The sequence below is a fragment of the Clostridium sp. YIM B02500 genome (assembly GCF_022324665.1).
In the GTDB taxonomy this organism is placed as follows: Bacteria; Bacillota; Clostridia; order Clostridiales; family Clostridiaceae; genus Clostridium; species Clostridium beijerinckii.
Genome location: NZ_JAKGTE010000024.1, coordinates 25,139 through 49,591, shown reverse-complemented (window position 1 = coordinate 49,591; position 24,453 = coordinate 25,139). Strand labels below are relative to the sequence as shown.

Genomic DNA, 24,453 nt, shown 5'->3' with positions numbered 1-24,453 from the left:
CATTTTTTGCAGTGATCTACAAACTCATATTCTTTCTATCAAATAATATAATACGTAGTAAATTCTAATCACATATCTGTAATTAGCCTTTTAGTAACCACTTTCTATGTCTATATACGCATTCTTCATAGTCGTTAACTGCTTCTGAAAGTCAATAATTTTACTTCCTATATTATCAACTAGTGCATCTTTGCTTTTCAGCATCTCCTTATTTTTTTGTATAGATTCATTCACTTTTTGAATTTGATCTTCCAATTCTATGAAAACTGAATATTCCTTTTTAAAGTAAGGTTTTTGCTTTGCTTCTTTAATTAGCAACTTTTCAGCTTCTAACATATTTGATTCATTAATAAATTTATTTGCTTGATCCTTCCAAACCTCTATGGAAAACATGCTTTTCAATGTTCCAATTTTATTTTTCGATTCATTGATGTGCTTTTCTGCTAGCTTTTTCTTATTGCACAAATCATCATAGTAAAAATATGATGGCAAAAGAACTCTTTTTTCTGAATTCATAACTAGATTTTTAAATTCATTCTCGTAACTTCCATACCTTCTCAATAATGAGTCATATGCTTCTGATAATTCTTTCTGATTAATTTCTAATTCTAATTTTTCTCTCATTATTAGCCCTAAGCTACTTTCCTCTTCCTCTTTCTTAATATAGATATCGTTATATTTTTGTTGTTTTTGTTTCCACAACTTAACCAAGTCATTATAACCTTCCAAATTTAAAAAATCATTATCTGAGGCTAAACTTACACTCGTTATTAACATTACTGCTAATGGTAATAATTCTTCTTGCTGATTTTGACTTACCACTATTGCATCGCTAGATAAATATAAGAGAACCATAAAATAGGTATTAGAAAAATTTTTAATTAAAGACCTTTTCTCAATTAAATTTTCAATTTGAAATATAATACTAGACATATCCTTATATGAATCAATGCTCGCTAAGTCTGCTATCATATATAGAAATGTATATGGTTGAGATTTTATAGCTGCTTTAATGGCCGACTCCGTCATGACATCTAAATCGAGTTTTTCATAGTAAAGCCTTTTCTCTTTATTTTCTGGTCTTTGTCTTAATTTTGTGATTATATCATAAATCTTTTCTATAAGCTCTTCTGTAATATGTGTATTTGAACCTTTATTTTTTAATGCTGATATAGTTCTATTCATATAATATTCATTTATTGCATCTAGCTTTTTTCTTCTTGCTTTAAAATCCTTTTTAGTGGCTAAAACGGCATAAGCTTTCTCTACCATGTAATCCAACGCCTGTACAAACTTTCTTCTATTATATATCTTCCCATAAGGCGCATTTGACAAACTTATTAATTTATAATATAAAATTAGCTTTATTTCATTATCATTAATGTTTTTTAAATTCTCTAAATTTCTATTTAGTAATTCTAAAAACTTATCTTCATTATATCTACCCAATAATTCCTTAGGTTTACTTATCAAATTAAAACTTGAAGTAATATTATTAATGATTGTATATACGATTTTAAGCTCTTTTCCTGATAGTCTTAAAAATCCATCATAAAATTTTTCATGCCTAATTTCTCGTTTTATATTTTCATTTACTAGTTCTTTAAATATTAACGCTTTTCTTTTATACTCCACTATATTTTTATTGTAAATAATTATATTCTCGTTAAATACAGCATCTTCAAAATTTATTTTTATTTGGATACTGTTCTTTTTAGCTTCCAATTCTTTTTTTAGCTCATTATCATATGAAAATTCTATTGTTTCAACAATATCATTATATTCTTCTGTTAAGTTTAATAAACTTTCATATGCGTGTCTTAATGTTCTTAATTCTTCATCCAGTGATACTTTCATCCTTTTTATTGATTCATCTTCGTCATCTAACTCCTCAGTCGATATTTTCAATTCTTGATTTTGTATCTCAGACTTAAGAAGCTGCCCCTCTTTTTCAAGAAGAAGTTCTTCATTTTCATTAAACTTAATTTTCATTTCATTAAGCTTTTTTTCATATGTTTTATAATCCGTTTCCATATTCAATACACATTTATTTTGCATTTCTACTTTTCTATTTAATATATCTTGGATTTCTTCTAAATAAGCTTTTTCTTCTTTTATTAATATTATGATGTTATTTATTTCACTTATTCGCTTTGGAGAACTATCTACCTCAAGAATCTTTTTCCTAAGATTATTGATTAAATTTTCTCTTTGAGCAATATCGTTATTGATCTTTAAAAGTTCTTTCTTCATATATTCTATAGTACTAGGAGCACTAAAACTTAAATTCTTTATATCTAGCATCAAATTTTCTTTTTCTTTCAAATAGTAATATAGAACCTTCTGAGCTATTTTTAAAATTTCTATTGGATGTTTAGGTATCTTTCTATTTCTATCTCTTTTTGAAATGCTCTCATATCCGTTAGCCAATATAATCTCGATACTATTATAAATTTCTTCTGAAAAAGAAATATTAGACTTTAACTTAATACTATTTAATAATGTAAGTGCAGAAACATTCATATCTATTCCACTATCCTGCGCTATATCTCTTAAAAGCATTTCCATTACTTTTCTAACAATAATCTTTGTAACTATTGGATAATACTCGCATAAAAATTCTGCTTTTATCAGATGGTCATAGTACTTTTCTATTTTGGTTCCTTTTAGATAACCAAAATTACTTTCAATGTATTCCATATATTCCCCCTGTTTATTTTAATCCGACATTACATTATTCCAACTTTATAAATTCTTTTTCAGTTATAATGTAATCTACTGGTACATCATGATAACTGGTTGGAACTTTATCAAGTACTTGAAAATCATATGCTAATGCTAATTTTGTAATTCTTTTTATATTATCCTTGTTAATTTTCTTGAAATATCTATCATAAAAACCTGCTCCATAGCCAACTCTTCCCCCACGCCTGTCAAAAGCTACGCCTGGAACTATAATTAAATCAAGTTCGTTTGGATCAATATATGGATCATTTATAGATGGTTCTGGTATTCCATATGAACTCTCCAACAAATTATCCAGTGATTTAATTTCTACTGCATCCATAAGTCTAGTTTTAATTTCCGTCCTTGGAACATAAATTCTTTTATTATTATTTAAAGATTCCTTTATAAAATCTCTTGTATTTATTTCAGTGTCAAACGATATATAAACAAAAATTTTTTTTGCCAATTTATAATACTCGCTACTATAAACTGTTTCTAATATTCTTTCATCCATTTTTTCTTTTTCTGTTGCATCTATTTTTTTTCGCTTATCTAAAATTTCTTTTCTTAGTATTTTCTTATTAATAAAGCTTTCCATACAAACAACTCCTATAATTATACTTCATATCAATCATGAACTTTATATTGTTCTCAAATTAATAAATCTATAGATATTTTATCTAGCTATTCACTTTACTTATTATTTTAATTTTACTTACTAAAACATCTTATGTCTATTCTTTATATATCTAAAAATAGTAAACCTTACATAGTAGTAAAATTAATTATGCTTTATATTGTACTTATCTTTATTGATTATACATATATCTTTTAATATAATGAACATAAAATATGTGATAAATAAAGGGAGAGTAATTTATGAACTACGATGTTGAATTAATAAGAGAAAAGAGCTATAAGCCGACATTTTGGTCTGGTGGAATGGCGACAGAATTAATAACATATCCAGTAGATTCTGATTATGCAAGCCGGAACTTCTTATGGAGACTTGGTATAGCTAAAATTGATATACCGGAATCTACTTTTAGCGATCTTACAAATGTTTCACGTAAATTTATGGTTACTGAAGGCAAAATAACCCTTGATCATAAAAATAAGTATAGGAAATTACTAAAAGCCTTTGAACAAGATAGCTTCATGGGTGATTGGAAAACAAAAACTTATGGAAAAGCCTCTGTTTTTAACTTAATGACAAGAGAGAATTATAATGGTGAATTAGTTCATTTAAATATTACGCCTAGAAAAAAGTGTGTATTCAAATATCAAGTTCCATTAGATAAGGAACTTATATCCATTTGTTTTTATGTTGTAAGTGGTAGCTTTAAATTTACTATTAACAATAAAATTTTCAAAGCTAATACTAATGATTTGATATTGCTTAAATCCTTAAACCTAAGTTCTATACATGAATTTTTACTCTCTAGCAATTCATTAGAAATTACTAATATAATAGCAAGCGTAATTTATAGTCAATAATACTAGAATGCATTAAAAAGGCTTCATCTCAAATTACTTCTAATTTGAGATAACTCCTTTTTATTTTTCTTTTAAAATACATATTATAAACTGAAGTCCTTAATTACTACCTTAGGCTTCTTAAAGACTACCTCCTTTGTTATTTCATAGCTATCTTTATCTATAGTTATTCTATAAATATCAGGACAACCTTCTTCTCTCCATTTTTTCATATATTTTGCGGTAGCATCTATATCTGTATAATAATTTTCATCATAATAATCTGAGAATTCCAAATAAGATAATATGCATCTCTTATCTAATACTAAATTCCCTCTACCTACATTCTTACATATTGGAATAAAGAATCTTAAAGGTACTTCATATTGATATCGTCCCTTAATTTCTTTTGATTCCATAATAGCTCTTTTAAATAAAATATTTTCTTTATAATCGCTATCTATTTTTAATTTAAATATTATTTTTCCACTTTTATTCTTTTCTAATTTAGCTTTAATCATATACTCACCATCTGTCTTATTTTTATATACTTCTTTTATTTTAACACGGTAAATATGAACTGTCTAAATTTTCAAAAATACCAACGCAAAAAAGGAAACACTTAATTTAAACTTAAATATAAGTGTTCCCTCAATGCATGTCTATTTGATTTCTATATTAATAATTTTCAACAAATACTTCAAAGTATGCTTGTGGATGTGCACATGCAGGACATGCAACTGGTGCTTCTTTGCCTTCATATATAAATCCGCAATTGCCACACTTCCAAAGAGTTACTTCATCCTTCTTAAATACTGTTCCATCTTCAATATTTTTAGCTAGTTTTTTATATCTAGCCTCATGTCGTGCTTCAACTTCACTTATCTTTCTATAAACTACTGCAATTTCTGGATATCCTTCCTCTTCAGCTGTTTTTGCAAAACTTGGATAAAGGTCTGTCCATTCTTCATTTTCTCCTGAAGCTGCTGCAAGTAAGTTTTTCAATGTACTTTCGTGGAATGAGACTGGGTAAGATGCTTGTATTTCTATCTGCTCGTCAACATAATCATCCTTAAGGAATTTATAAAACCTTTTTGCATGTTCTTTTTCTTGTTCTGCTGTTTCTAAGAATATGTTCGCAATTTGCACAAACCCTTCTTTTTTAGCAATACTAGAATAGTAAGTATATCTAGTTCTAGCTTGGCTTTCCCCTGCGAATGATTTCATTAAATTTACTGCTGTTTTGCTTCCTTTTAAACTCTTCATAATCATACCTCCAATATACAAATTCTCTATATAATGATACCACTAAATAATTAAATTATCTAGGATGCTTTTAACTCTAATTCATTATTATTCCTACAAATAAAGAACAAGTTGAATTAGATTCTTACATCAAATTCAACTTGTAATTCTACCTATGTCATTTTAAACTTACTTATTTCTTCATCTAACTTTTCCGCCAATAATTGTAGCTCATCCGCATATTTTGTGAATCTATCCATAACTGCTGTTATTTCCTCTGTTGATGCAGTTACTTCTTCTGAAGCTGAAGCAGTTTCCTGTGATATTAGTGATATATTCTCAATTTCTAATACCGCTTTTTTCTTTTTCTCATCAACATCAATAATAGAAGCCTTTATCTCATCAACCTTGCTTATCATTGTTTCAATTGATCTAAGGATTTCGCTAAATATCTCCTGTGTCTTTCCTACTGCTAAATCTTGCTCTGTCACTACACTTTCTGTAGATTTAATCGCTTTAACCGCTGTATCAGACTTACTCTGGATATTTGTAATAATAACTTTGATTTCTTCTGTTGATGATTTTGATTGTTCCGCGAGTTTTCTTATTTCCTCTGCTACAACTGCAAACCCTTTTCCTGCTTCCCCTGCTCGTGCAGATTCTATACTTGCATTTAGTGCCAGTAAATTAGTTTGCTCTGTTATTTGCGAGATTGTTTCAGATATAGTATTTATCTTTCTAGTACTTTCATCCATATCTCTAACTATGCTATCAACTTCACCTGTAGCCATCTTAGTTTTCTTTGATTTCTCTATTAATGTATCTATCATAGATAATCCTTTGGCACCTAATTCTTTGGTACTTGCAGAGAGTTTGTCCATTTCATTAGAATTTACACTTATTTTATCTAATCTATTAGACAAATCATTCATTTCTGTAACTCCATTTTGAGCATTTTGCGATTGATTTGTTGCCCCTTCTGATACCTCTTCTATTGCTTTTGCAACCTCTCCTATAGATGCAGTTGCTTCCTCAGACATACTTGCAAGATTCGATGACGTTTCCAAAACTGTTTTTGATGATTTGGTTACATTGTTCATAAGCTCTGAAATATTCTTTAGCATTTCATTAAAGGAATTAGCTAAATCCATAAATTCATCTTTTGTAGATGAAGTAATAGAGACAGTTAAATCTCCACTTGAGGCTTTTTCAAATACTTCTTTTAATTTCTTAATATTATGTGCTATTCCTTTACTTAATAATAAAGATAAAACTATTGAAATCAAACATATAACTACTATTATAATTAAAGTTGTAGTTAATATTGAATTTGTATCATTTGACAGCTCTTTTTCATCTAACGTCGCTACTAATTTCCAACCTGTAATATTATTAGTTTCATATACTCCAAACTTCTTTGTATTATTAAAGGTATACGTTATAAATCCCTTTTCATTAGTCTTAGCATCATTCCAAAAAGATTGTTTAGATGCTGCATCAGTTCCTAATAAATCTTTATTGGGATGCGCTATCATACTTTTACCTTCTACATCAGAAATAAAAACATATCCTGTTCTTCCTATCTTTTTCATACTTATTTTTTCTGTAAGTGTCTCTAAAGAAACATTCATAGCGCAAACTCCTATGACCTTCCCATCTCTTTCCACTGTCTTTGCAATAGACACAACATTTTTCCCTGTCTGAGCATCTGTAAACGGTAACGTTATTATTACTTTTCCTTTATTATCTACAGCTTGCTTATACCAAGGCCTTTCTCTTGGATCAAATCCTTCTGGCATTTTACTATTGGGATATATATCAAATTTCCCATCAGTAGTTGCAAAATATGAACTAAAAATATTACTATTACTTTCTTTTAAATTCTTTAGACTTTCTGGTATGTATGCTGCTTGCTCACTCTTATCACTGTTAACAAAGTTATAATCTGTGGATGTCATAGTTATCATATTACTGAATCCATCAAAATAGCTGCTAATTCCATCATTCACTTCTAAAAGCGTTTGCTGGCTTGTTAATTTCAGCTTTTCATTAAGGATGGATTTAGCCTGTATATTGGCACCATAACCTAATATTATTAGGGGAATCACACAAATTCCTATTAAGCTAATAACTAGTTTGCTGCGAATAGTGTTAACCCTAAACTTTTTCGTTTTCATTACTATTACCCCTTTTCATAAAATTGAACAAATAACAATTTAACTTAATCAAATCTGTTATCTATTTGCATTATTTTCCCTTTTAATTTTTACAATAACAATTTACATATTCTTTTTATTATCGCACTGATAGTTCAATTTCTTTACATATATACTATAATATTATTAACTTTTAGCATAAAATCGAGTCGAAAATTATACTATTTTTACCATATGAATCTTCATTAATTACATCTACCTTACTTACTAATACTTGATTGTACTTGTACATATTTAATATAATATGTATATATTTAATATACATTTATAATAGTAGAGTGTGTGGAGGAAATTACCTTGGATAATTCATTCATATCAGATATGAGTATTTTTAATAATGACATATCATTCTTAATAAAACTTAGAGCAAAACCACAAATCTTAGAAATAGTTAAAAAAAAGCATTTAGATGAAATTTCCGATGAGATATCTATACAGGATAAGAAAAACGATTTGCTTATTTGGAATGCTATGTATACTAGAGAAATAGTTGAAAATGGCATTTTAACGAGATATCTTCATCCAATATACAACAAATTCTATACTTTAATCCCTACCCTCAATACTATGGACGATTTACAAACTATTGAAATACAAATGATAGATACATACATTAATCTCCTTATAAATGACGTTGAAGTGAAAGATAACTTTGTCATAAATAGAATTCTGAAGCACTTACATCTTAATATTGAAAGCCAAATCTCATTAAAAAAATTATCTGGAGAATTAAATCTATCTGAAGGCTATATATCAGATTGCTTTAAGAAACATATGGGCATGACTATTATGAAATATGCAAAAAAAATAAGAATTGATAGGGCTAAAGTATTGCTTGTAACTACAACTAGTAGCATTTTAGAAATAGGCTTAACCTTAGGTTTTCATGATCAAAGCCATTTCCATAAAGTATTTAAATCATTTACTGGTGTTTCACCTTCTGAATATAGGAACAATAATTTTGGATAATAAACAAACTTTTACTTTAATAAAAAGAAGACTAAAAACTTGAACTCTCAAATTTTTAGTCTTTCTTATCAGTTAAATTTGCTGCTAACCGGGATCGATACCACTTAAACTAAATTATTATTCTATTTATAAATTATAGCTTCCAAATATCTTCATTGTATTGAGCAATTGTACGATCTGAAGAGAAAAATCCCGCTTTGCTAATATTCATTAACACTTTTTTGTTCCAAGCTTCTCTATCTTCATAATCTTTAAATACCATATCTTTTGTGTTTATATAATCCTCAACATCAAGTAAAGTCATGAACCAATCCTTATTAACTAATTCTTTATGAAGTCTTGTAAGATTTTCTTCATCCCCAACTTTTATCATTTCATCACTTATGATAAAGTCAACCAATTCTTTTATTTCTGGCTTTTTATAGAATTCATTAGAAACATAATCTGCATTCTTATAATGCTCGATAACTTTTTCAGAAGATTCACCAAATATATAGATATTTTCAGCTCCAACTAATTCGTGAATTTCAACATTAGCTCCATCTTCAGTTCCTAGAGTTAATGCACCATTTAGCATAAACTTCATGTTACCAGTACCTGATGCTTCCTTAGATGCAAGCGAGATTTGTTCAGAAACATCACAAGCAGGTATTAACTTAGAAGCCTTAGTCACATTATAGTTTTCAACCATAATAACTGTTAGATATTTATTAACTTCTGGATCATTATTAATTATTTCTTGTAGACAAAGAATAGTATGAATTATATCTTGTGCAATTACATAAGCTGGTGCAGCCTTAGCTCCGAATATCATTGTTATAGGTGTAGTTGGCCTATTCCCCTTCTTTATATCCAGATACTTATAAATAATATAAAGTACATTCATTTGTTGTCTCTTGTACTCATGAAGTCTTTTAATTTGAATATCGAAGATAGAATTTTCATCAATTTCTACTCCTTGTGTTTCTTTTAAATATTCCTTTAATGCAATCTTATTTTCTTTTTTAATTTCTCCAATCTTACTTAACACTATTTTATCATTTATGAACTTAGCTAATTCTTCTAGCTTAGCAGCATCTTTCTTATATCCATCTCCGATAAGTTCTGAAATATAGCTGACAAGTTTGTTATTACAATGAATTAACCATCTTCTGAAGGTTATGCCATTAGTTTTATTATTGAATTTTTCTGGATATATATCATAGAATGGCTTTAACTCTTCTTCTTTTAAGATATCAGTATGGAGAGCAGCAACACCATTTACACTATATCCATAGTGAATATCCATATGAGCCATGTGCACTCTCATATCTTTATCTATAATAGCTACTTTTTCATCTTTAAATTTAAGTTTAACCTGATTGTCCAATTCTCTAATAATTGGTAATAAGTGTGGAACAACCTTTTGCAAATAAGCTATAGGCCACTTTTCCAAAGCTTCTGCTAATATTGTATGGTTTGTATAAGCACAAGTCTTAGATACTATTTCAATGGCTTCTGACATAGGTATACCTCTTTCTCCAAGCAGCCTTATCAATTCAGGAATAACCATAGATGGATGCGTATCATTGATTTGAACAACAACATGTTCATGTAATTTATGAAGATCATACCCATTTTCATCTGCTTCAAGTAATATTAATTGTGCAGCATTACTAACCATGAAATATTGTTGATATATTCTTAATAAGCGTCCAGCCTCATCACTATCATCAGGATATAAGAATAATGTTAAGTTCTTCTTAATATCTTCTTTGTCAAAATCAATTCCTTCTTTAACTAAAGTTTCATCTATTGTATCTACATCAAATAGACGAAGTTTATTTGATACTTCTTGATCATAGCCAGTTACATCTATATCATAAAGAGTTGAAATGACTGTGAATCCTGCAAATGGAACTTCAAACTTAATATCAGATTTATTTAACCAACTTTCACTTGTTATCCATGGATTCTTAACAGCTTTTTGCTTATGATCTTCAAAAACTTGTTTAAATAATCCAAAGTGATAGTTTAGTCCTACACCATCTCCATTAAATCCTAAAGTTGCAATAGAGTCTATGAAGCAAGCTGCTAATCTTCCAAGTCCACCATTTCCTAGCGAAGGTTCTAATTCAATTTCTTCAATTTCAGCTAACTCCTTACCATTCTTAGTCAAAGCATCTTTAACATCTTCATAAAGACCCAAATTAATTAAGTTATTCGATAGTAATTTGCCAATTAAAAATTCAGCAGAAATATAATATAATTTTCTCTTCCCTCTATTAACACTCTTTTTCTTGATTGTTCCCTTTGTTAATTCTAATAATGCTAAATAGATTTCTTCATTACTCGCTTCTCTCACTATCTTATTAAACCTTTTCTTTAAGATTTCGTTTAAATTTTTTTCTAACATATAATTTCCCACCTTAAATAAATTATTTATTTTTATACCCATGAGTAATATCTTCGATTTAGCCTTATTATATCAATTTACATTCAAACCGATTGTATATTTCTATTATATTTTGTATATTTATCATGTGAATTTTAGGTTCATAAATTTCTATAAAAATAATTTATGATTAGTCCTCAAAAAAATAGCCTATAGGATAAACTTTTATAAAATTATCTATCCTATAGGATCAAATTTAAAATTTATATAATTAATATTTATACCTATTATATTGGAATTATTAATTTATTATCTGCATAAGTTGTTCCTTACATTTGAAATAAGTATCCATACTTTTTTTAGATGAAAATATTTGTTCATAACTTGTATACTCACTATAGTTGATATTATTATCGAATTCATTTTCCTCTGCTATTCTGAAATCTGAGCTATCATTCTTTATAGAGAACTTACCTAAAAATGGATTCTTATATGTATATGAATTTTTCTCTTTATCTGTGTAAACGTGATCTGCAATATTAGAAAAATCGTTTATACAGAAAACATACTCTTCATCATTTTTAATTAAATTGTAACCTAACATAGATTCAAGACGTTTGGAATGATTTTCACCTATTTCTATAGATACAGGTTCATAAATATAAATACTTTCTTTATTAATATTCCCCTTGATAACTTTGGTGATCTTAATCTGAGTTAAAACCGCACTATCTAAAATTTCATGTTTACCTGTTGCAACTCCTTCTACTATATAATCTGAAAAATTACTCATATCAATATTATTTTCATCGCTTATATCTGTGAATACACCACCTGAATATCTTAAATCTTTATACGGATAATATGAATATTGATTCTTTTCTGAGAGAAATTTATTATAATCATAATTGATGATAGATGATCTCAATATTAATGATGATATTATGCCCATACATATTATTAGAAATACAATAAGATAAAATAAATTTTTTTCTGATTTAAATTTCATATACTCTACCAAGATCAACTTTAAACTTCTTATCAGCTAGCCTATCAATGTCCTCACTAATATGACTAGCTATTAAAATAGTTGCTCCTCTGCTCCTTTCTTCTCTTAATATATTTCTCACTCTGATTGCCGACTCTTCATCTAGAGAATTAGTAGGTTCATCTAATATAATAAGATCTTGAGATTCCATAAATGCTTGTACTAAAGCTAATTTTTGTTTCATTCCTAATGAATATTTTCTAAATTTTCTTTTATCTTGGGGATTTAACCCTATTCTTTCCATTGACTCCATTATAGCTCTATCGTCCACTATATTCTTTATACTTGCTATATTCTTCAAATTATCAAATCCAGTTTGATCATTCCAAAACCCTGTATTCTCAATAGTTATACCACATGATTCAGGAAAATCAATTTCTTTTCCAATCACTTTGTCATTAATTAAGACCTCTCCACTTGTTGGTCTAATTAATCCTGAGATAGTTCTAAATAACATAGTCTTCCCTGATCCATTACTTCCTAGGAATCCATAAATTTTTCCTTTTTCTAAAGATAAACTTATGCTATCTAAAATTTTAGAATCTTTTACTACTTTACTAACATTCTTTAATTCAATGTAACTCATAACTCCTCCTACTAACCTTCAAAATTAAACATATCTCTTTTTTTCTTAATTGATGTAGATATAATATAAAAAATCAATGCTATAATTAATGTTTTCCTACATACTTCATAAATAATAAAATCATTAGAGCCACAAGGTATTGAAAAGCTTGCAGAAATATTAAGATATTGATTCAATAGAAAGTTATCAATTAAGTTTAATATCGAATATACTATGAAAGGAATTGTTATAGCAAACTTTAAATTCAATGTTTTGAAATACACTAATGTAGCAAAAAAGCCTACTGACATAAATGCAGCAGCTTGAGTTGTTGTATTAATTGCTAGATACATCTTCCAATTGTCATATTTTATAACAGATGAATTTAAGACTATATATATTACTGGTATTACATTCAATATAAGTGTAAAAATTATTGCTAGGAATATTTGGTTCTTTATTATGGACGATCTCCATTTCTCTATAGTTTGAAATCTAATTATTATATAATCTTTATCATAATAATCTATAAGTATACTCAGCAATAGTAAGTATGCTAACATGATTGCTCCTATTCTGCTGAAAAAGCCTACTCCGATATCATAAATATCGAAATTACTATAATTCGCAGTTGTACCTATTGAAAAATTATATATTAAAATTGCAAATATAAATAGAAATAAAAAGATTGATTTAATATCTAATAACGCTTTCTTTAAATATGTGCTCATAAACTATATGCTTTCCTTTCTTTTTATAACTAAATAATTTCTTTCTTTATTCCTATTACAAAGGTAATCGCTGTTAGTAGCAGCCAAATAGATAATACAATTAAAAATTTTTTGAACTCAGCTGGCCAAGTTTGAATATACATTTGCATTTGATAATCATCAGGCAAAAACATTTCAGTCCCATTAACTATTAAAAATGTTATAATAACCATTATTATTTTATTTATTTTAAATATCATTGATAAATTAAATGCTATTAATGAGGATATTGAACAAAATAATGCGGTAATAATAATAATAATAAAATTATATAAGTGCGGAAATCTATCATAAATATCTTGTAAAAAATACTCTGATTTATTATTTTGAATTATTAAATATGCAGGTTGTCCATTATTGATACCTACATCAGGTATTGATATCCATGTTAATATCTCATTAAATCCAAGTATAAAAAATATAGAAACAAATGTAACTGTACATATTGTAATTGCTTTGGCTAATATATATTTTTTCTTACCTGCTCTCATAAAAAAAATTGAATACATGTTATTCTCTCTCTGCTCTATAAAAGAATCACTATACATTAAGGTACATATTAACGGAGCAATTAATACAAATGTTAAAAATATAGTTCTTATATCACTAGAGCTAATTATCATACTGTAATCTGTCGTCTTTCCCAATTGTAATGAATTGCGCTGAAATGTTTGTTTAAATAACATTGCATATGATAAAATTGTTAACCCAAATAAAATAGAAAAACAATATTTAAACTTCTTACTATTTAAACATTTGCTAAACTCCATTTTTAATTCATTCTTCATTTTTTTCCTCCCATTTGATTGTGAAAAGAGAGCTTTTAAGCTCTCTTTTCACAATTAAATTGTTTATTGATAGTCTAGTTCTCCATCAGTAATATAACTAGTATTCTTATGATCATAATGGTCACGAAGTTGCATATCTATTGAAGATCCTTTTTGGATTACTGTCCCATCAACAGGATCAATGCTCCAGTTTTGCCAATATGCATAAGTATCAATCTTTTTCCAATCTAAAACAACATTTTTATTAGCATCTAACGCACGCATATCAACTTTTGTTGTGTTTTGCATGCTCTTTGCTAAAATTGCTACCTCTTTATCATCATGATTTTTTACACGATATCCCATATCTGTTGCTTGTTGATGTGGTTGAAGTATTGCATTTGAGCTATTTAATTTCAAAGTTTTGTAGTGTGAGCTAGCTGCTGCTGGTATAATGCTAGCGCATAGTAAAGCTCCTAGAGTGATTTTAGCTATTAAGTTTTTTTTCATGGTTATTCTCCCCCTTTAATTGTAGATTATTTACAATTACATATTCTCACAATATTGTAATTAATTAAATAGCATTTTCTCTAAACGTACAGATTTCTACATAAAATGTAAATTTCAAAGTATTGAATTTAAATTCTCGAAAATATTCTTTTTATTCTAAAAAACAACCGTTTTATGCTAATAATCAGCAACTATCTCCGTAAAATTAAAATAATATCCAATTTTCCAACATAAGTTTAAATATTTTACCACATATAATATTGTTTAATTTTTAATTTTAATTCAGATTCTTTCAATCTGATGGAACCTTTTTAAAATCTATAACTTATCATCTCCATATTATGCTTCCTATAATTGATTGCAAAAGTGAAAGAAGCATGAAGATTCAGAATTAGACCTGATTTCTTCATGCTCTATATGTAGGTTTGGAATAAAGTCCTATCAGAATACTTTTTTTATACACTGATTAATATGTTATTTTTTTCAATTCATTAAATTTACTAACTATAATATCTATTTCATCATTTGCATCCTCAGTTAAACAATACATCTTTTTCAGTATATCATTCATACTTAAAACCAATTCTTTTGTGCCAATAGAAAGCTTTTTAACTTCATCTGCCACTACCGAAAATCCTCTTCCAGCATCACCTGCTCTTGCAGCTTCTATTGATGCATTAAGTGCCAGCAAATTAGTTCTAGATGCAACATTATTTATCTCAGAAGATATATTTTCTATAAATTTTGTATGAGCTAAAAGTTCTTCAAAAGTTTCAATAAAACTATTCACTTCATCTCCTCTGTTAGCTACTTCCTCTGAGAAACTTATATTTCCTCTCACTTCATTTAGCAAATTAGATATAGTTTCAATGCATTCTTTTGCCTCAGTTTCTCCATAAAAATCTTTTACGGTATATACTTTTCCTCCAAACATGAGTGGTTTTTCTGGAATTTCTTGCAGAGTAATTGCTGATATATAAACTTATATTAAATTTCTATTAATATATAAATATAAGCATGCATGAAATTTACTTACACGAACTTATGCATGCTTAATATTTATAGAAATGATGTCACAGCCACATTTTTGCCTTTTTTGCAAAAGTGGCTTTTTTATCCTTTAGCCTACTATATATCATTTTGTTACGATATAAGAAATATTAATTCAACAGTCACTTGACAAAAGTGTATGGCAGCCATATACTATTGACATGGATAGATATATAAATAACAAACATAAAATTGCATATGATTCTCTTGATTTAGCATTTTCCTTAATCGATCTTGATAAAAAGACGCGCTATTTCGGAACTGATGTGCCGATTTTTCACTCTGAAATTCATATAATAAAGGCCATTGCTGAACATCCTGGTATTCATGTTGGTGGATTAGCAGATATTCTAGGAGTAACAAAAGGGTCTGTTTCCGAAATCCTCAAAAAGCTAGAGAGAAAGGCTCTGGTTGTAAAGGAAATTGATAATCTTAATTTATCTAGATATTCGCTGAGCCTGAGTGAAAAAGGTAAAAAAGCTCATAGTAACCATATGTACTATCATTCTATTTTAAACAGTATGTTTGAAGATGAGCTAGAAAATGCTTCCGAATATGAATTAGAATTTTTGTCAAACTTTTTATCGTCTATGATAAACAAAGTTAAATCTTTTAATGAAAACTTTGATGAATAAATACTTTACGCAAGTGTATAGCTGCTATGTTAATTTTCATTATAATTTAAGCTAGAAAATGCTAATATCAAAAAGAGAAAATTATCAGAGGTCAGATATGACTTCTGATAATAGTAAAATATGTAAGTGAATATATAAACAATTATCCCCAGGCATATGGCAACCATACACCATTTATCTATAATCAAAGCAAGAAACTCATATTAACTATGTGAACTACCATTCTATTGTGTCAAATATAGTTGGATATGAACCACAAAATGCCTCCAAACGTGAATTGAAATTTTTCTCATTCATAATAAGCAAAATTAAGTTTTTCAATTAAAACTTTATACATGTGTATGTATGCTATACGCTTTTTCATCACAATTAAGTTAGGAGGAAATAGTATGAAAAAGAAAAAATTATTAAAGTCATTTCTGAGTTTTGATAATAGTAAAGTAAGTAAGAGAAAGCATAAAACTAAAACACTTGATGCTGATGAAAGAGGTTTATGGACTGCTGAAATGAGTTTATGGGCTATCTATACTTCTTTATCCTCATGCGTTCTCTTTGGTTCTTATCCATATGAATGTCCGATATTTACACCAACGAATCTTTCCAATAGCAAATTGGAAAACAATAAATTTGATGGGCTCTAAAAAAATAAGACAAATGAGGAATTATACCAAAGTGTATGCCACCAATACGCTTTAATCTAATTAATGCAAGGAGGATCAGTGATGTATCAAAATAGGCGTTATTCGCAGAAAAAACTTAGTCCTTCAAAAGAAGAATATTTAAAAGCCATATATAAGTTATCTGAAAAAACACAATCGGTACGTTCGATTGACCTTGCTGCTTATTTAGGATTTTCAAAGCCAAGTATTAATAATACTGTGGCTATCTTGCAAGAGGCCGGATTAGTTGTTAAGCCCTTAGGTGGAAAAATACATCTCACTGATGAAGGACGTAAACAAGGCCAAATAATTATAGCTAAGTTTCAGCTAATAAAACAATTCTTAATTGCCTATTGCAATGTTAATGAGCAAACAGCAAGTAAAGATGCCTGCAAAATTGAGCATATTATCAGTGATGAAGCTACTTTTGCTCTAAAAAAATATTTAAATCAAGTATAAACATATGATAATTTTAAGGAGAAACTATATAAATGAATCAATTACGTAATGAACACACACAAAACCCACATCCACATTCAAGAAGATCCATACAAATAATACTGATAATTGGAATTACATTTACTGCAGCGAATTTGCGTGCACCTTTAACAGCAGTTGGCCCGTTGATCGATGAAATTCGTAGAAGCTTACATATTTCAAATACATTAGCGGGTATGATTACAACACTTCCGTTATTCGCTTTTGCAGGATTTTCACCTTTCGCTCCAAATTTGGCGCGAAAATTTGGCACTAAGTTAGTGCTTTTTTGGTCACTTATTTTCCTGACTTTGGGAATTATATTACGTTCGTTGTTTGGAGATTTAGGACTGTTTCTTGGTACAGTAATCATTGGATTATCCATTTCTGTAGGTAATGTGCTGATTCCCAGCTTAATAAAACATGAATTTCCTGAGCGGATCGGTGTAATGACGGGTATCTATACTGCTTCTATGGGCCTTTTTGGCGCTATAGCATCCGGTATCAGTGTCCCCGTTGCTTCAGAATCAGGAGTAGGATGGGGAGTAGCCTTAAGCATTTGGGCTTCACTTAGTTTCTTATCCATTGTCCTCTGGATACCTCAAATTATACGAAGAAAACAAAGACTATCTATTGTTCAAAGAACGGTTCATAGTGGCATTAGAACAAAAGCCAAAGACGTCCACGAAAAAAAAGATGAAATGGAGATCGTTAAGGCAAATAGTACTAGTATTAATAAGATTAATCTCTGGAAATCTCCTTTAGCATGGCAAGTGACAGTATATATGGGATTACAGTCTATGCTACTCTATTGCATGATTGCGTGGTTACCAGCTATTTTAGTGCATCAAGGTATGGATTCAAGCAAAGCAGGATGGATGCTCTCCCTTTACCAACTGGTATCTCTTCCTACATCGTTTGTTGGTTCTGTACTTGCTGGGCGTAAGGCTAATCAACGTCCATTAGTTATCACTGCTTCCCTATGTGTTTTGGTAGGGCTTTTGGGAATATTCCTCGGAGAAACAGAGCTTACAGCACTATGGATGATTATATTAGGTATTGGCGGAGCTCTTACTTTTTGCTTAGCTCTTATATTTTTCAGCTCTCGTACAAGAAATGCAGACGAGGCAGCAAGACTATCCGGTATGGCTCAATCAGGAGGCTACTTACTCGCTGCTTTCGGGCCGATGCTTTTTGGTTTTCTGCATGATGCGGTTAACAACTGGACGTTGCCACTTATTATCTTAATCGGTGCTGCCGGATTATGCTTATTTGCCGGTCTAGGCGCATCGCGCAATCTTTATGTTAGTAAAAATACTAGCAATAAAGCCACCATCTAGATCTTCTATCTATAATCTAGATTAATGCAGTAAACTGTTTCTAATTTAAAAATAACATCCAAAAAGGTGGTTTTGATATGAAAACCACCTTTTTTCCACTACAGCTAGCAATCACATTATTATGACAGCTGACTATATGGCAAATTCTCTTCCTGCATGATGGTGTTATGTGAATATCTTAGACACAAAAGTTAAACTTCTAAAATGTATTTTATTAAACCAAATTTTCCCCATCTTTAAATGATCTTAAAGATAACTCATTAAACATATCAGCCTCATTTCCACAGTAGTGGATGCAATCCTCCAACTCCTAATCAAATACGTAAAAAATATCATCAACATATTTAATCAATTATTCACTTTTATATAAATCTAGTTCCTATTTACCATTAAAGCTTTAATCGGTACTATTGGGGTTGGTGGTTAAAGTCAAAATGCACTCCTGATTCAGAGAAAATGGCTTATTTATTTAGATCTTATTTTAAAAATGGATATGTAGGAATGCTGAATAAAGATTAATTTTGTCTACTGCTCTTACTACTTTTATTCCTATCCCCCTTCCCTTATACGAAACATCTTCAATCTTGATCCCACTAGATATTTTTTACTATAATTAATTGCAAAAATAAAAGAAGCATGAAGATTCAGGATTAGACCTGAGTTCTTCATGCTCAATATATGTAGGTTTGTAATAAAGTTTGATCAAAATATCATTCTCTTTATTTGGGCTTATACTTATTTTTATAATAAAGTTTGATCAAAAAGTATCTTAATTTAATTAAGTTAAGCCATTTATAAGCATGTGTTAGATGATTTTAAAATTATTTTAACGATGGAAAAGGTGCATCCATAAAACAGCTGGCTTTATTACACCCTTTTATATATCCTTCATTTACACTTCCCCAAATGCATCCAAGTTGCAATATACTCACTAGATTATTTAAAGCAGAATAATTATCAACTTTTTTAGTATTTCTAGTTAAATGAATTAAGTATGGAGAAAGATCTAGTCTTTCTTCAAATTGTAAATCTTCAAATTCTTTATAACTCATTAATTCTACTCCCTAAATATTATAAAATTCATATGTTCTTATCATATAAAGATTTTCTTCTTTAACTCCAAGCGATAAAACTTTCTTCTTAAAAATATCATGTTCACAATCTTTAAAATAATAAACATTCCAGATAACATTTTCTTTTGTATTATTCTTAACAGCTTCAAAATAAGGCATGTCAACGTCACCAAATGAATGACCTACAACATATACGTATCTGACTGCATTCATCCTCTTAAAGAAATCTTGATTCTTCGCCATAATCTCTTCAACATTTTTAAACGTATTTTTATAGTAATTCTCTATAGCCTTGTATATACTATTTCTCTTTTCATCAAACTCTCTTTCACTCTCTATCACATTCTTTTTAGTTTCATCAAGTTTATTTGTGTCTCCATGTCCCATAATAGGAAAGTAATTAGAACCATCAACCGTTCCATGGATATGTAGTATATTTTGATTTCTGATACCATAAACCTCTTCTAGCACTAATGTATAATTGAATGTCAGAAATAAATCAAATGTATTTTCTACTATCTTATCCGTCTTTTTATCTGTATTTATATCAATTTGCTCAACCCATTCTAATACATAGTCATTGAGCTTTTCAATAAAATTAAAACTATTTCCATAATAACTATCAAGTGTTTCTCCAAATCCTGATTCTTCTTCAAGACCTAAATATAAAGAAGCTGCATTTTCAACAAAAAAGTCTTCTTCAATTTCAGGTAATTGTTTTTCGAACTGTGCCCACAAATAATCTTTTGCATATTCGGGATTACAATCTTCCGATAAACCATATAATGATTCAAGATCCCTTAAAAAAGCACTGTCCGTCTCCTCTAAAAAATCTCTAAAATTGCCATATGCCGTTTTTAATCTATGCCCACTATCAAATCCATTTCCTATTATAAACAAGTCCATGTTCTTTCTATTCCCCTCTCATTTGCGTATAATCTTATTTAACAAATTATAACATATTTCACTATATGTATTACTAATAATATCATAATAAAAAATAACAGAATATTTAACATCTAAATTTTCTATAAACAAAAATAAAAGAGAGCTTCTCGTTAAAAAAATCTCTTTTATCGTAAATTTTATTTAATAATATTTATAATAAAACATGTCCCAAATACTAAAAGTAATAGGGTAAATAAAAAATATCCTAAATTAAATCCATATTTCATAATCTCCACCTCCCAAAATCTTATTTTTATTTTCCAATTAAATAAACGTTATTTTTAATTTCACAATTATTTAACTGTTGTCACAAAATCAAAGATTTTGAGTGGCTATGAAGCATTAAAAATATAATGCACTGTTATAGCTTTTAGCTATATGAAGTGAAGCTAAGCTTCTATTAATATTTTATATATTTTTAATTAAAATATCAAGATGTACTCTTCAAAATTGTGAGTACCTCCATCTGAATCTAGATAATAACCATCAACATACGCATCATGGAGCATAACTCCATTATTATCTAAGTAATAACTCCTTCCATTTACTGTTGTCCTTCCAGTTTTAGTTTCTGTATTATCAACATAATACCATTTATTTTCACTTTCTGATTTTACCAATCCACTAGATTTTGATGTAAAATTTGAATTTGCAACCTCTCCAGCTATAACAATATATGCTGATTTATTATCTCCAGTAAATTTCACGGAATCATCAACATTGATTACAGTTTTATCGGATAAGATGTACTTTCCTGTGCCTATACTTTACTTAAATTGCTATCGTTTAAAAACCATATATCTATATTGGTATCTGAATCTAGTGGAGTTGTTGAATCAACTAACTTTCACCCTAATAAATAGCCTTAACTTTCCATTATTAACAATATTGGATTCTTTATATGCTGTCCATTTATATTCCGTTACCTTAACACTTCCAGTGTAGGTTTATAATAAAGTTTAACCAAAGCTATTTTATTTTTACATAATTAAGACTTTTATTAGGATTGTACTATTAAGTCTATAATGAACTTTAATCAACGTAATGCTTACAACTCCTATTTTCCATAAAATAAAAGAATAGTATTTTGAACAAAGTTTGATCAAAATACTATCCTTTCTGCTTTAACTTATATTAGTTTCTATAATAGAATTTAATTACAATCAATTATATTTTTAACTAATAATCCCAATCTCTAAAATATTCCCCATCTATTAGATTCTCTGCTATCCAATACTCTATAGTATGAGCCATCTTCTTCTAAATAATCATTATCTCTTAATCGTGCAATAGACTTTTTTATAACTTTTTCATTATCTATAGAATATTCTCTTAATCTGTCTATGACCTGATCAAATGTAAAGAAATCCTGCATAGATAAAATAGTATTCGTAATAATGAAATTCATATTCTTTGAACTAATTGTTATATTCTTTGTGCACATTTTCGACACCCCTATTTATTATATTATATTTAAATTATTTATATTCCAAAAATAATTCTTTCAATTTTTTATATACTGAATTTGCTATATTTTCGCCAATTACCTTTTTAAACTTATCATAATTAATAGATATATCTGTATCAATTTTAGAAATATATATATAGAACGGAGGTAAGAATTCTTTTCTAAACATCAGCAAAGGCGCTATATTAGATACTTTCTTAAATGGTTTAAGGCTTCCATCAGAAGAATATAAAGATAATCCTTCCTGCACTCCTAATTTTATATTTTTGAATTCTACTATTCCATGTTCAATATCACCATATTCACTTACTGCTTGTTCTACAGAACTCCTTACTATATTATCGAATTCTTCCTCAGATAAATAATTACTAAAAATCAAATTTTTTATTTTTGGTAGAATAAAGCCTTTACGACTAAAATCAGCATGGTCAATACAACTTATCATTTTTTTCAAATCATTAAGAAATGGATCTATTACTATTGACTTATTAGAGTCACTCGAATTTGAAATTGATTTACTTTGTTCCATTTCTTTAATCTCTTTTTCTATTTCACCTTTATTTGCTTGTAACAAATTAATTACTTCATTTTCTATATTAATAAAATCATCTGGCTTTTTTATCACCGAATAATAATATTTTTCATTTGCTAATAATTCTTTTAATTTACTTCTCAATATTTTTAAATTTTCATCCTTTTCATCTATAGATAAAAACTCTTTTTTTAATACTACCATTAACCAACTATCATCCCATTGTATTAGTTGATTAAAAAATACATCATCACATGGATCTCCTTGTACGGCTAACCACAATCCAGATATATCATATGGCAATATATTATTTTTCATTTCAGATGGTCCTTGATTATTCTCTAAATATCGGCATATCAATTCTTGTATACAATTATTTAATAAATAATCTGTTTTTATTACTCTATGATGAAAGATTATTTGCTTATATAAATCCCATCTTCTCTCAAAAAAATCTTCAACATTGTTGAGTACTTTCATGTGAGGTGAAAAAATAAAATCTCCATTGGCATTTTCAATTAATTTCATTGATGATATTAATCTTTCATATTCAATTATCCCTTTATTAAATCCTGAATTTAAGACATCTCTTGTAACATAATCTAATCTATCACAGTCAAGTGATCCATCAATTAATTTATGTATATTTTTAAAAATCAAACTTTTTTCATTTAAAATAGAACTTGTTACTTCCTTGACCATTATTAAAAACATCTGATTGGATAGAACATCCTTGTCATCTTGTTTATTTTTAGGCATAGCCTCCATTAACGTTTCTAGAACTCTTTCTGTAAGACTATTTCCTATTTGTTCATGTAATTCTCCATTATTTTCAAAATACTTTTCTAAAATATTATAATATCTAATTTCATTTTCATTTCTATCATCAACTTTTTTATCATTAATTTTAATCCACACAGATTTGAGCGCATATTCTGCTATATGACTAAATGGCGGATGTCCAACATCATGTAATAATGCACTTAATCTAACTGACTGCATCACTACAAGATATAAAAATTCATTTTCTTGTATTATATTACATGGAATCAATATGTTTTTCATATTATTCGGTATTATAAAATTATTATAATCTTTTAATGTAATTTTCTTCAAATTTCTATTTCCGATTTCATGCTTATACAAACGCTCTTCTAAAATTCTATCAATAAGTGTATCCATTTCATTATGTAATTGATGAAAAAACTTTGCTAATATATCCTTTTCTGCATTTGCGATACTTGAAAAAAACATTTTACTTGCTAAATACATTGTACCAATGGAATGCTCAAACCTTTTAGTTCTATTAGTAGAAAAAGTCAAATATGCAGTTGAATTTTGTGATATATTATGTAATCTGTTAAAAATGGGTGTTGAAATAATTCTTTTTTCTATTTCACTAATTTGTATAGTTCCATGTACAGTATCTGACATATAAATTATTTTATTGTTAATCATAGTCCATCATCCCCACTATATACTGTTTATAAAAAATATTTATAAACAGTATATTACCACATTACACCCCTTATGTAAATAATTTCATTTAACACCTTTTCTTATATAGTAAGTAGTAGTATAGCAAAATTTCACTATTTTAATTA

Annotated in this window: 23 protein-coding genes and 1 pseudogene; 6 read left to right on the top strand and 18 right to left on the bottom strand. The window is 28.3% G+C overall.

What is annotated here, in order from left to right; translation table 11 throughout:
* Nucleotides 1-90 precede the first annotated feature (90 nt).
* Complete coding sequence (locus L1S46_RS18155) at nt 91-2,700, bottom strand: hypothetical protein (protein ID WP_238900645.1); 2,610 nt, start codon at nt 2,698-2,700, stop codon at nt 91-93.
* 34 nt (nt 2,701-2,734) lie between these two features.
* Nucleotides 2,735-3,325, bottom strand: a complete 591-nt coding sequence (locus L1S46_RS18150; protein WP_023974748.1) for a 5-formyltetrahydrofolate cyclo-ligase — start codon at nt 3,323-3,325, stop codon at nt 2,735-2,737.
* 281 nt (nt 3,326-3,606) lie between these two features.
* Here L1S46_RS18150 and L1S46_RS18145 point away from each other — a divergent pair, with 281 nt between their 5' ends.
* Nucleotides 3,607-4,224, top strand: a complete 618-nt coding sequence (locus L1S46_RS18145; protein ID WP_238900644.1) for a HutD family protein — start codon at nt 3,607-3,609, stop codon at nt 4,222-4,224.
* A gap of 83 nt (nt 4,225-4,307) precedes the next feature.
* On the opposite strand, the gene L1S46_RS18140 is transcribed toward L1S46_RS18145, so the two are convergent.
* From L1S46_RS18140 to L1S46_RS18130, 3 genes are all read right to left on the bottom strand, one after another.
* Entirely contained in the window at nt 4,308-4,724 is a 417-nt protein-coding gene (locus tag L1S46_RS18140) for a hypothetical protein (protein ID WP_238900643.1), read from the bottom strand.
* A 157-nt stretch (nt 4,725-4,881) separates the two neighbouring features.
* On the bottom strand, nt 4,882-5,469 hold the full coding sequence (rbr, locus tag L1S46_RS18135; protein ID WP_017209758.1) for a rubrerythrin: 588 nt from the start codon (nt 5,467-5,469) through the stop codon (nt 4,882-4,884).
* Between the two features lie 152 nt (nt 5,470-5,621).
* Nucleotides 5,622-7,625 carry a methyl-accepting chemotaxis protein gene (locus tag L1S46_RS18130; protein WP_238900642.1) on the bottom strand — a complete coding sequence of 668 codons (2,004 nt, stop codon included), beginning with the start codon at nt 7,623-7,625 and terminating at the stop codon, nt 5,622-5,624.
* Nucleotides 7,626-7,961: 336 nt separating this feature from the next.
* On the opposite strand from L1S46_RS18130, the gene L1S46_RS18125 reads away from it, so the two are divergent.
* On the top strand, nt 7,962-8,633 hold the full coding sequence (locus tag L1S46_RS18125) for a helix-turn-helix domain-containing protein (protein WP_238900641.1): 672 nt from the start codon (nt 7,962-7,964) through the stop codon (nt 8,631-8,633).
* A gap of 133 nt (nt 8,634-8,766) precedes the next feature.
* Here the strand turns inward: L1S46_RS18125 and L1S46_RS18120 are convergent, their stop codons facing one another.
* From L1S46_RS18120 to L1S46_RS26390, 7 genes are all read right to left on the bottom strand, one after another.
* Nucleotides 8,767-11,028, bottom strand: coding sequence for a glycogen/starch/alpha-glucan phosphorylase (locus L1S46_RS18120; RefSeq protein WP_238900640.1), 2,262 nt, complete (start codon nt 11,026-11,028; stop codon nt 8,767-8,769).
* A gap of 280 nt (nt 11,029-11,308) precedes the next feature.
* Nucleotides 11,309-12,016: a hypothetical protein gene (locus L1S46_RS18115; protein WP_238900639.1), complete on the bottom strand. Its 708-nt coding sequence runs from the start codon at nt 12,014-12,016 to the stop codon at nt 11,309-11,311.
* Nucleotides 12,006-12,641, bottom strand: coding sequence for an ABC transporter ATP-binding protein (locus tag L1S46_RS18110; RefSeq protein ID WP_238900638.1), 636 nt, complete (start codon nt 12,639-12,641; stop codon nt 12,006-12,008). Before L1S46_RS18110 ends, L1S46_RS18115 begins: the two co-directional genes overlap by 11 nt.
* An 11-nt stretch (nt 12,642-12,652) precedes the next feature.
* Nucleotides 12,653-13,351, bottom strand: coding sequence for a hypothetical protein (locus tag L1S46_RS18105; RefSeq protein ID WP_238900637.1), 699 nt, complete (start codon nt 13,349-13,351; stop codon nt 12,653-12,655).
* A 29-nt stretch (nt 13,352-13,380) separates the two neighbouring features.
* Complete coding sequence (locus tag L1S46_RS18100; protein ID WP_238900636.1) at nt 13,381-14,178, bottom strand: hypothetical protein; 798 nt, start codon at nt 14,176-14,178, stop codon at nt 13,381-13,383.
* 63 nt (nt 14,179-14,241) lie between these two features.
* Nucleotides 14,242-14,667: a hypothetical protein gene (locus tag L1S46_RS18095; protein WP_238900635.1), complete on the bottom strand. Its 426-nt coding sequence runs from the start codon at nt 14,665-14,667 to the stop codon at nt 14,242-14,244.
* Nucleotides 14,668-15,133: 466 nt separating this feature from the next.
* The gene (locus tag L1S46_RS26390; RefSeq protein WP_275299024.1) at nt 15,134-15,601 is read right to left on the bottom strand and encodes a methyl-accepting chemotaxis protein; all 468 of its coding nucleotides are present in this window, start codon (nt 15,599-15,601) and stop codon (nt 15,134-15,136) included.
* Between the two features lie 277 nt (nt 15,602-15,878).
* Here L1S46_RS26390 and L1S46_RS18085 point away from each other — a divergent pair, with 277 nt between their 5' ends.
* From L1S46_RS18085 to L1S46_RS18070, 4 genes are all read left to right on the top strand, one after another.
* Nucleotides 15,879-16,352 (top strand): MarR family winged helix-turn-helix transcriptional regulator, encoded by a 474-nt coding sequence (locus L1S46_RS18085; RefSeq protein ID WP_077830008.1) that lies wholly within the window; start codon nt 15,879-15,881, stop codon nt 16,350-16,352.
* Between the two features lie 389 nt (nt 16,353-16,741).
* Entirely contained in the window at nt 16,742-16,993 is a 252-nt protein-coding gene (locus L1S46_RS18080; protein ID WP_238900634.1) for a hypothetical protein, read from the top strand.
* An 81-nt stretch (nt 16,994-17,074) separates the two neighbouring features.
* Nucleotides 17,075-17,470, top strand: coding sequence for a metal-dependent transcriptional regulator (locus L1S46_RS18075; protein WP_238900633.1), 396 nt, complete (start codon nt 17,075-17,077; stop codon nt 17,468-17,470).
* A gap of 32 nt (nt 17,471-17,502) precedes the next feature.
* Nucleotides 17,503-18,828, top strand: a complete 1,326-nt coding sequence (locus L1S46_RS18070) for a CynX/NimT family MFS transporter (RefSeq protein WP_238900632.1) — start codon at nt 17,503-17,505, stop codon at nt 18,826-18,828.
* 214 nt (nt 18,829-19,042) lie between these two features.
* Here the strand turns inward: L1S46_RS18070 and L1S46_RS18065 are convergent.
* The 6 genes and pseudogenes from L1S46_RS18065 to L1S46_RS18040 all read right to left on the bottom strand — a co-directional run.
* Nucleotides 19,043-19,138 (bottom strand): annotated as a pseudogene (locus L1S46_RS18065) (flavodoxin family protein); the annotation flags it as partial.
* A 511-nt stretch (nt 19,139-19,649) separates the two neighbouring features.
* On the bottom strand, nt 19,650-19,880 hold the full coding sequence (locus L1S46_RS18060; RefSeq protein WP_238900631.1) for a hypothetical protein: 231 nt from the start codon (nt 19,878-19,880) through the stop codon (nt 19,650-19,652).
* Between the two features lie 12 nt (nt 19,881-19,892).
* Nucleotides 19,893-20,807 (bottom strand): bacteriophage abortive infection AbiH family protein, encoded by a 915-nt coding sequence (locus L1S46_RS18055; protein ID WP_238900630.1) that lies wholly within the window; start codon nt 20,805-20,807, stop codon nt 19,893-19,895.
* Between the two features lie 464 nt (nt 20,808-21,271).
* Nucleotides 21,272-21,556, bottom strand: coding sequence for a hypothetical protein (locus L1S46_RS18050; RefSeq protein ID WP_238900629.1), 285 nt, complete (start codon nt 21,554-21,556; stop codon nt 21,272-21,274).
* Nucleotides 21,557-22,044: 488 nt separating this feature from the next.
* Nucleotides 22,045-22,293 carry a hypothetical protein gene (locus L1S46_RS18045; RefSeq protein WP_238900628.1) on the bottom strand — a complete coding sequence of 83 codons (249 nt, stop codon included), beginning with the start codon at nt 22,291-22,293 and terminating at the stop codon, nt 22,045-22,047.
* Between the two features lie 34 nt (nt 22,294-22,327).
* A complete protein-coding gene (locus L1S46_RS18040; RefSeq protein WP_238900627.1) occupies nt 22,328-24,307 on the bottom strand; it encodes an HD domain-containing protein in 1,980 nt (659 codons plus the stop codon).
* Between the last annotated feature and the right edge of the window lie 146 nt (nt 24,308-24,453).

What these genes read in the sequence shown, in the direction of transcription:
- L1S46_RS18155 (WP_238900645.1), bottom strand. Translation starts at nt 2,700, where the DNA reads ATGGAATACATTGAAAGTAATTTTGGTTATCTAAAAGGAACCAAAATA.
- L1S46_RS18150 (WP_023974748.1), bottom strand. Translation starts at nt 3,325, where the DNA reads ATGGAAAGCTTTATTAATAAGAAAATACTAAGAAAAGAAATTTTAGAT.
- L1S46_RS18145 (WP_238900644.1), top strand. Translation starts at nt 3,607, where the DNA reads ATGAACTACGATGTTGAATTAATAAGAGAAAAGAGCTATAAGCCGACA.
- L1S46_RS18140 (WP_238900643.1), bottom strand. Translation starts at nt 4,724, where the DNA reads ATGATTAAAGCTAAATTAGAAAAGAATAAAAGTGGAAAAATAATATTT.
- rbr (WP_017209758.1), bottom strand. Translation starts at nt 5,469, where the DNA reads ATGAAGAGTTTAAAAGGAAGCAAAACAGCAGTAAATTTAATGAAATCA.
- L1S46_RS18130 (WP_238900642.1), bottom strand. Translation starts at nt 7,625, where the DNA reads ATGAAAACGAAAAAGTTTAGGGTTAACACTATTCGCAGCAAACTAGTT.
- L1S46_RS18120 (WP_238900640.1), bottom strand. Translation starts at nt 11,028, where the DNA reads ATGTTAGAAAAAAATTTAAACGAAATCTTAAAGAAAAGGTTTAATAAG.
- L1S46_RS18115 (WP_238900639.1), bottom strand. Translation starts at nt 12,016, where the DNA reads ATGAAATTTAAATCAGAAAAAAATTTATTTTATCTTATTGTATTTCTA.
- L1S46_RS18110 (WP_238900638.1), bottom strand. Translation starts at nt 12,641, where the DNA reads ATGAGTTACATTGAATTAAAGAATGTTAGTAAAGTAGTAAAAGATTCT.
- L1S46_RS18105 (WP_238900637.1), bottom strand. Translation starts at nt 13,351, where the DNA reads ATGAGCACATATTTAAAGAAAGCGTTATTAGATATTAAATCAATCTTT.
- L1S46_RS18100 (WP_238900636.1), bottom strand. Translation starts at nt 14,178, where the DNA reads ATGAAGAATGAATTAAAAATGGAGTTTAGCAAATGTTTAAATAGTAAG.
- L1S46_RS18095 (WP_238900635.1), bottom strand. Translation starts at nt 14,667, where the DNA reads ATGAAAAAAAACTTAATAGCTAAAATCACTCTAGGAGCTTTACTATGC.
- L1S46_RS26390 (WP_275299024.1), bottom strand. Translation starts at nt 15,601, where the DNA reads ATGTTTGGAGGAAAAGTATATACCGTAAAAGATTTTTATGGAGAAACT.
- L1S46_RS18085 (WP_077830008.1), top strand. Translation starts at nt 15,879, where the DNA reads ATGGATAGATATATAAATAACAAACATAAAATTGCATATGATTCTCTT.
- L1S46_RS18080 (WP_238900634.1), top strand. Translation starts at nt 16,742, where the DNA reads ATGAAAAAGAAAAAATTATTAAAGTCATTTCTGAGTTTTGATAATAGT.
- L1S46_RS18075 (WP_238900633.1), top strand. Translation starts at nt 17,075, where the DNA reads ATGTATCAAAATAGGCGTTATTCGCAGAAAAAACTTAGTCCTTCAAAA.
- L1S46_RS18070 (WP_238900632.1), top strand. Translation starts at nt 17,503, where the DNA reads ATGAATCAATTACGTAATGAACACACACAAAACCCACATCCACATTCA.
- L1S46_RS18060 (WP_238900631.1), bottom strand. Translation starts at nt 19,880, where the DNA reads ATGAGTTATAAAGAATTTGAAGATTTACAATTTGAAGAAAGACTAGAT.
- L1S46_RS18055 (WP_238900630.1), bottom strand. Translation starts at nt 20,807, where the DNA reads ATGGACTTGTTTATAATAGGAAATGGATTTGATAGTGGGCATAGATTA.
- L1S46_RS18045 (WP_238900628.1), bottom strand. Translation starts at nt 22,293, where the DNA reads ATGTGCACAAAGAATATAACAATTAGTTCAAAGAATATGAATTTCATT.
- L1S46_RS18040 (WP_238900627.1), bottom strand. Translation starts at nt 24,307, where the DNA reads ATGATTAACAATAAAATAATTTATATGTCAGATACTGTACATGGAACT.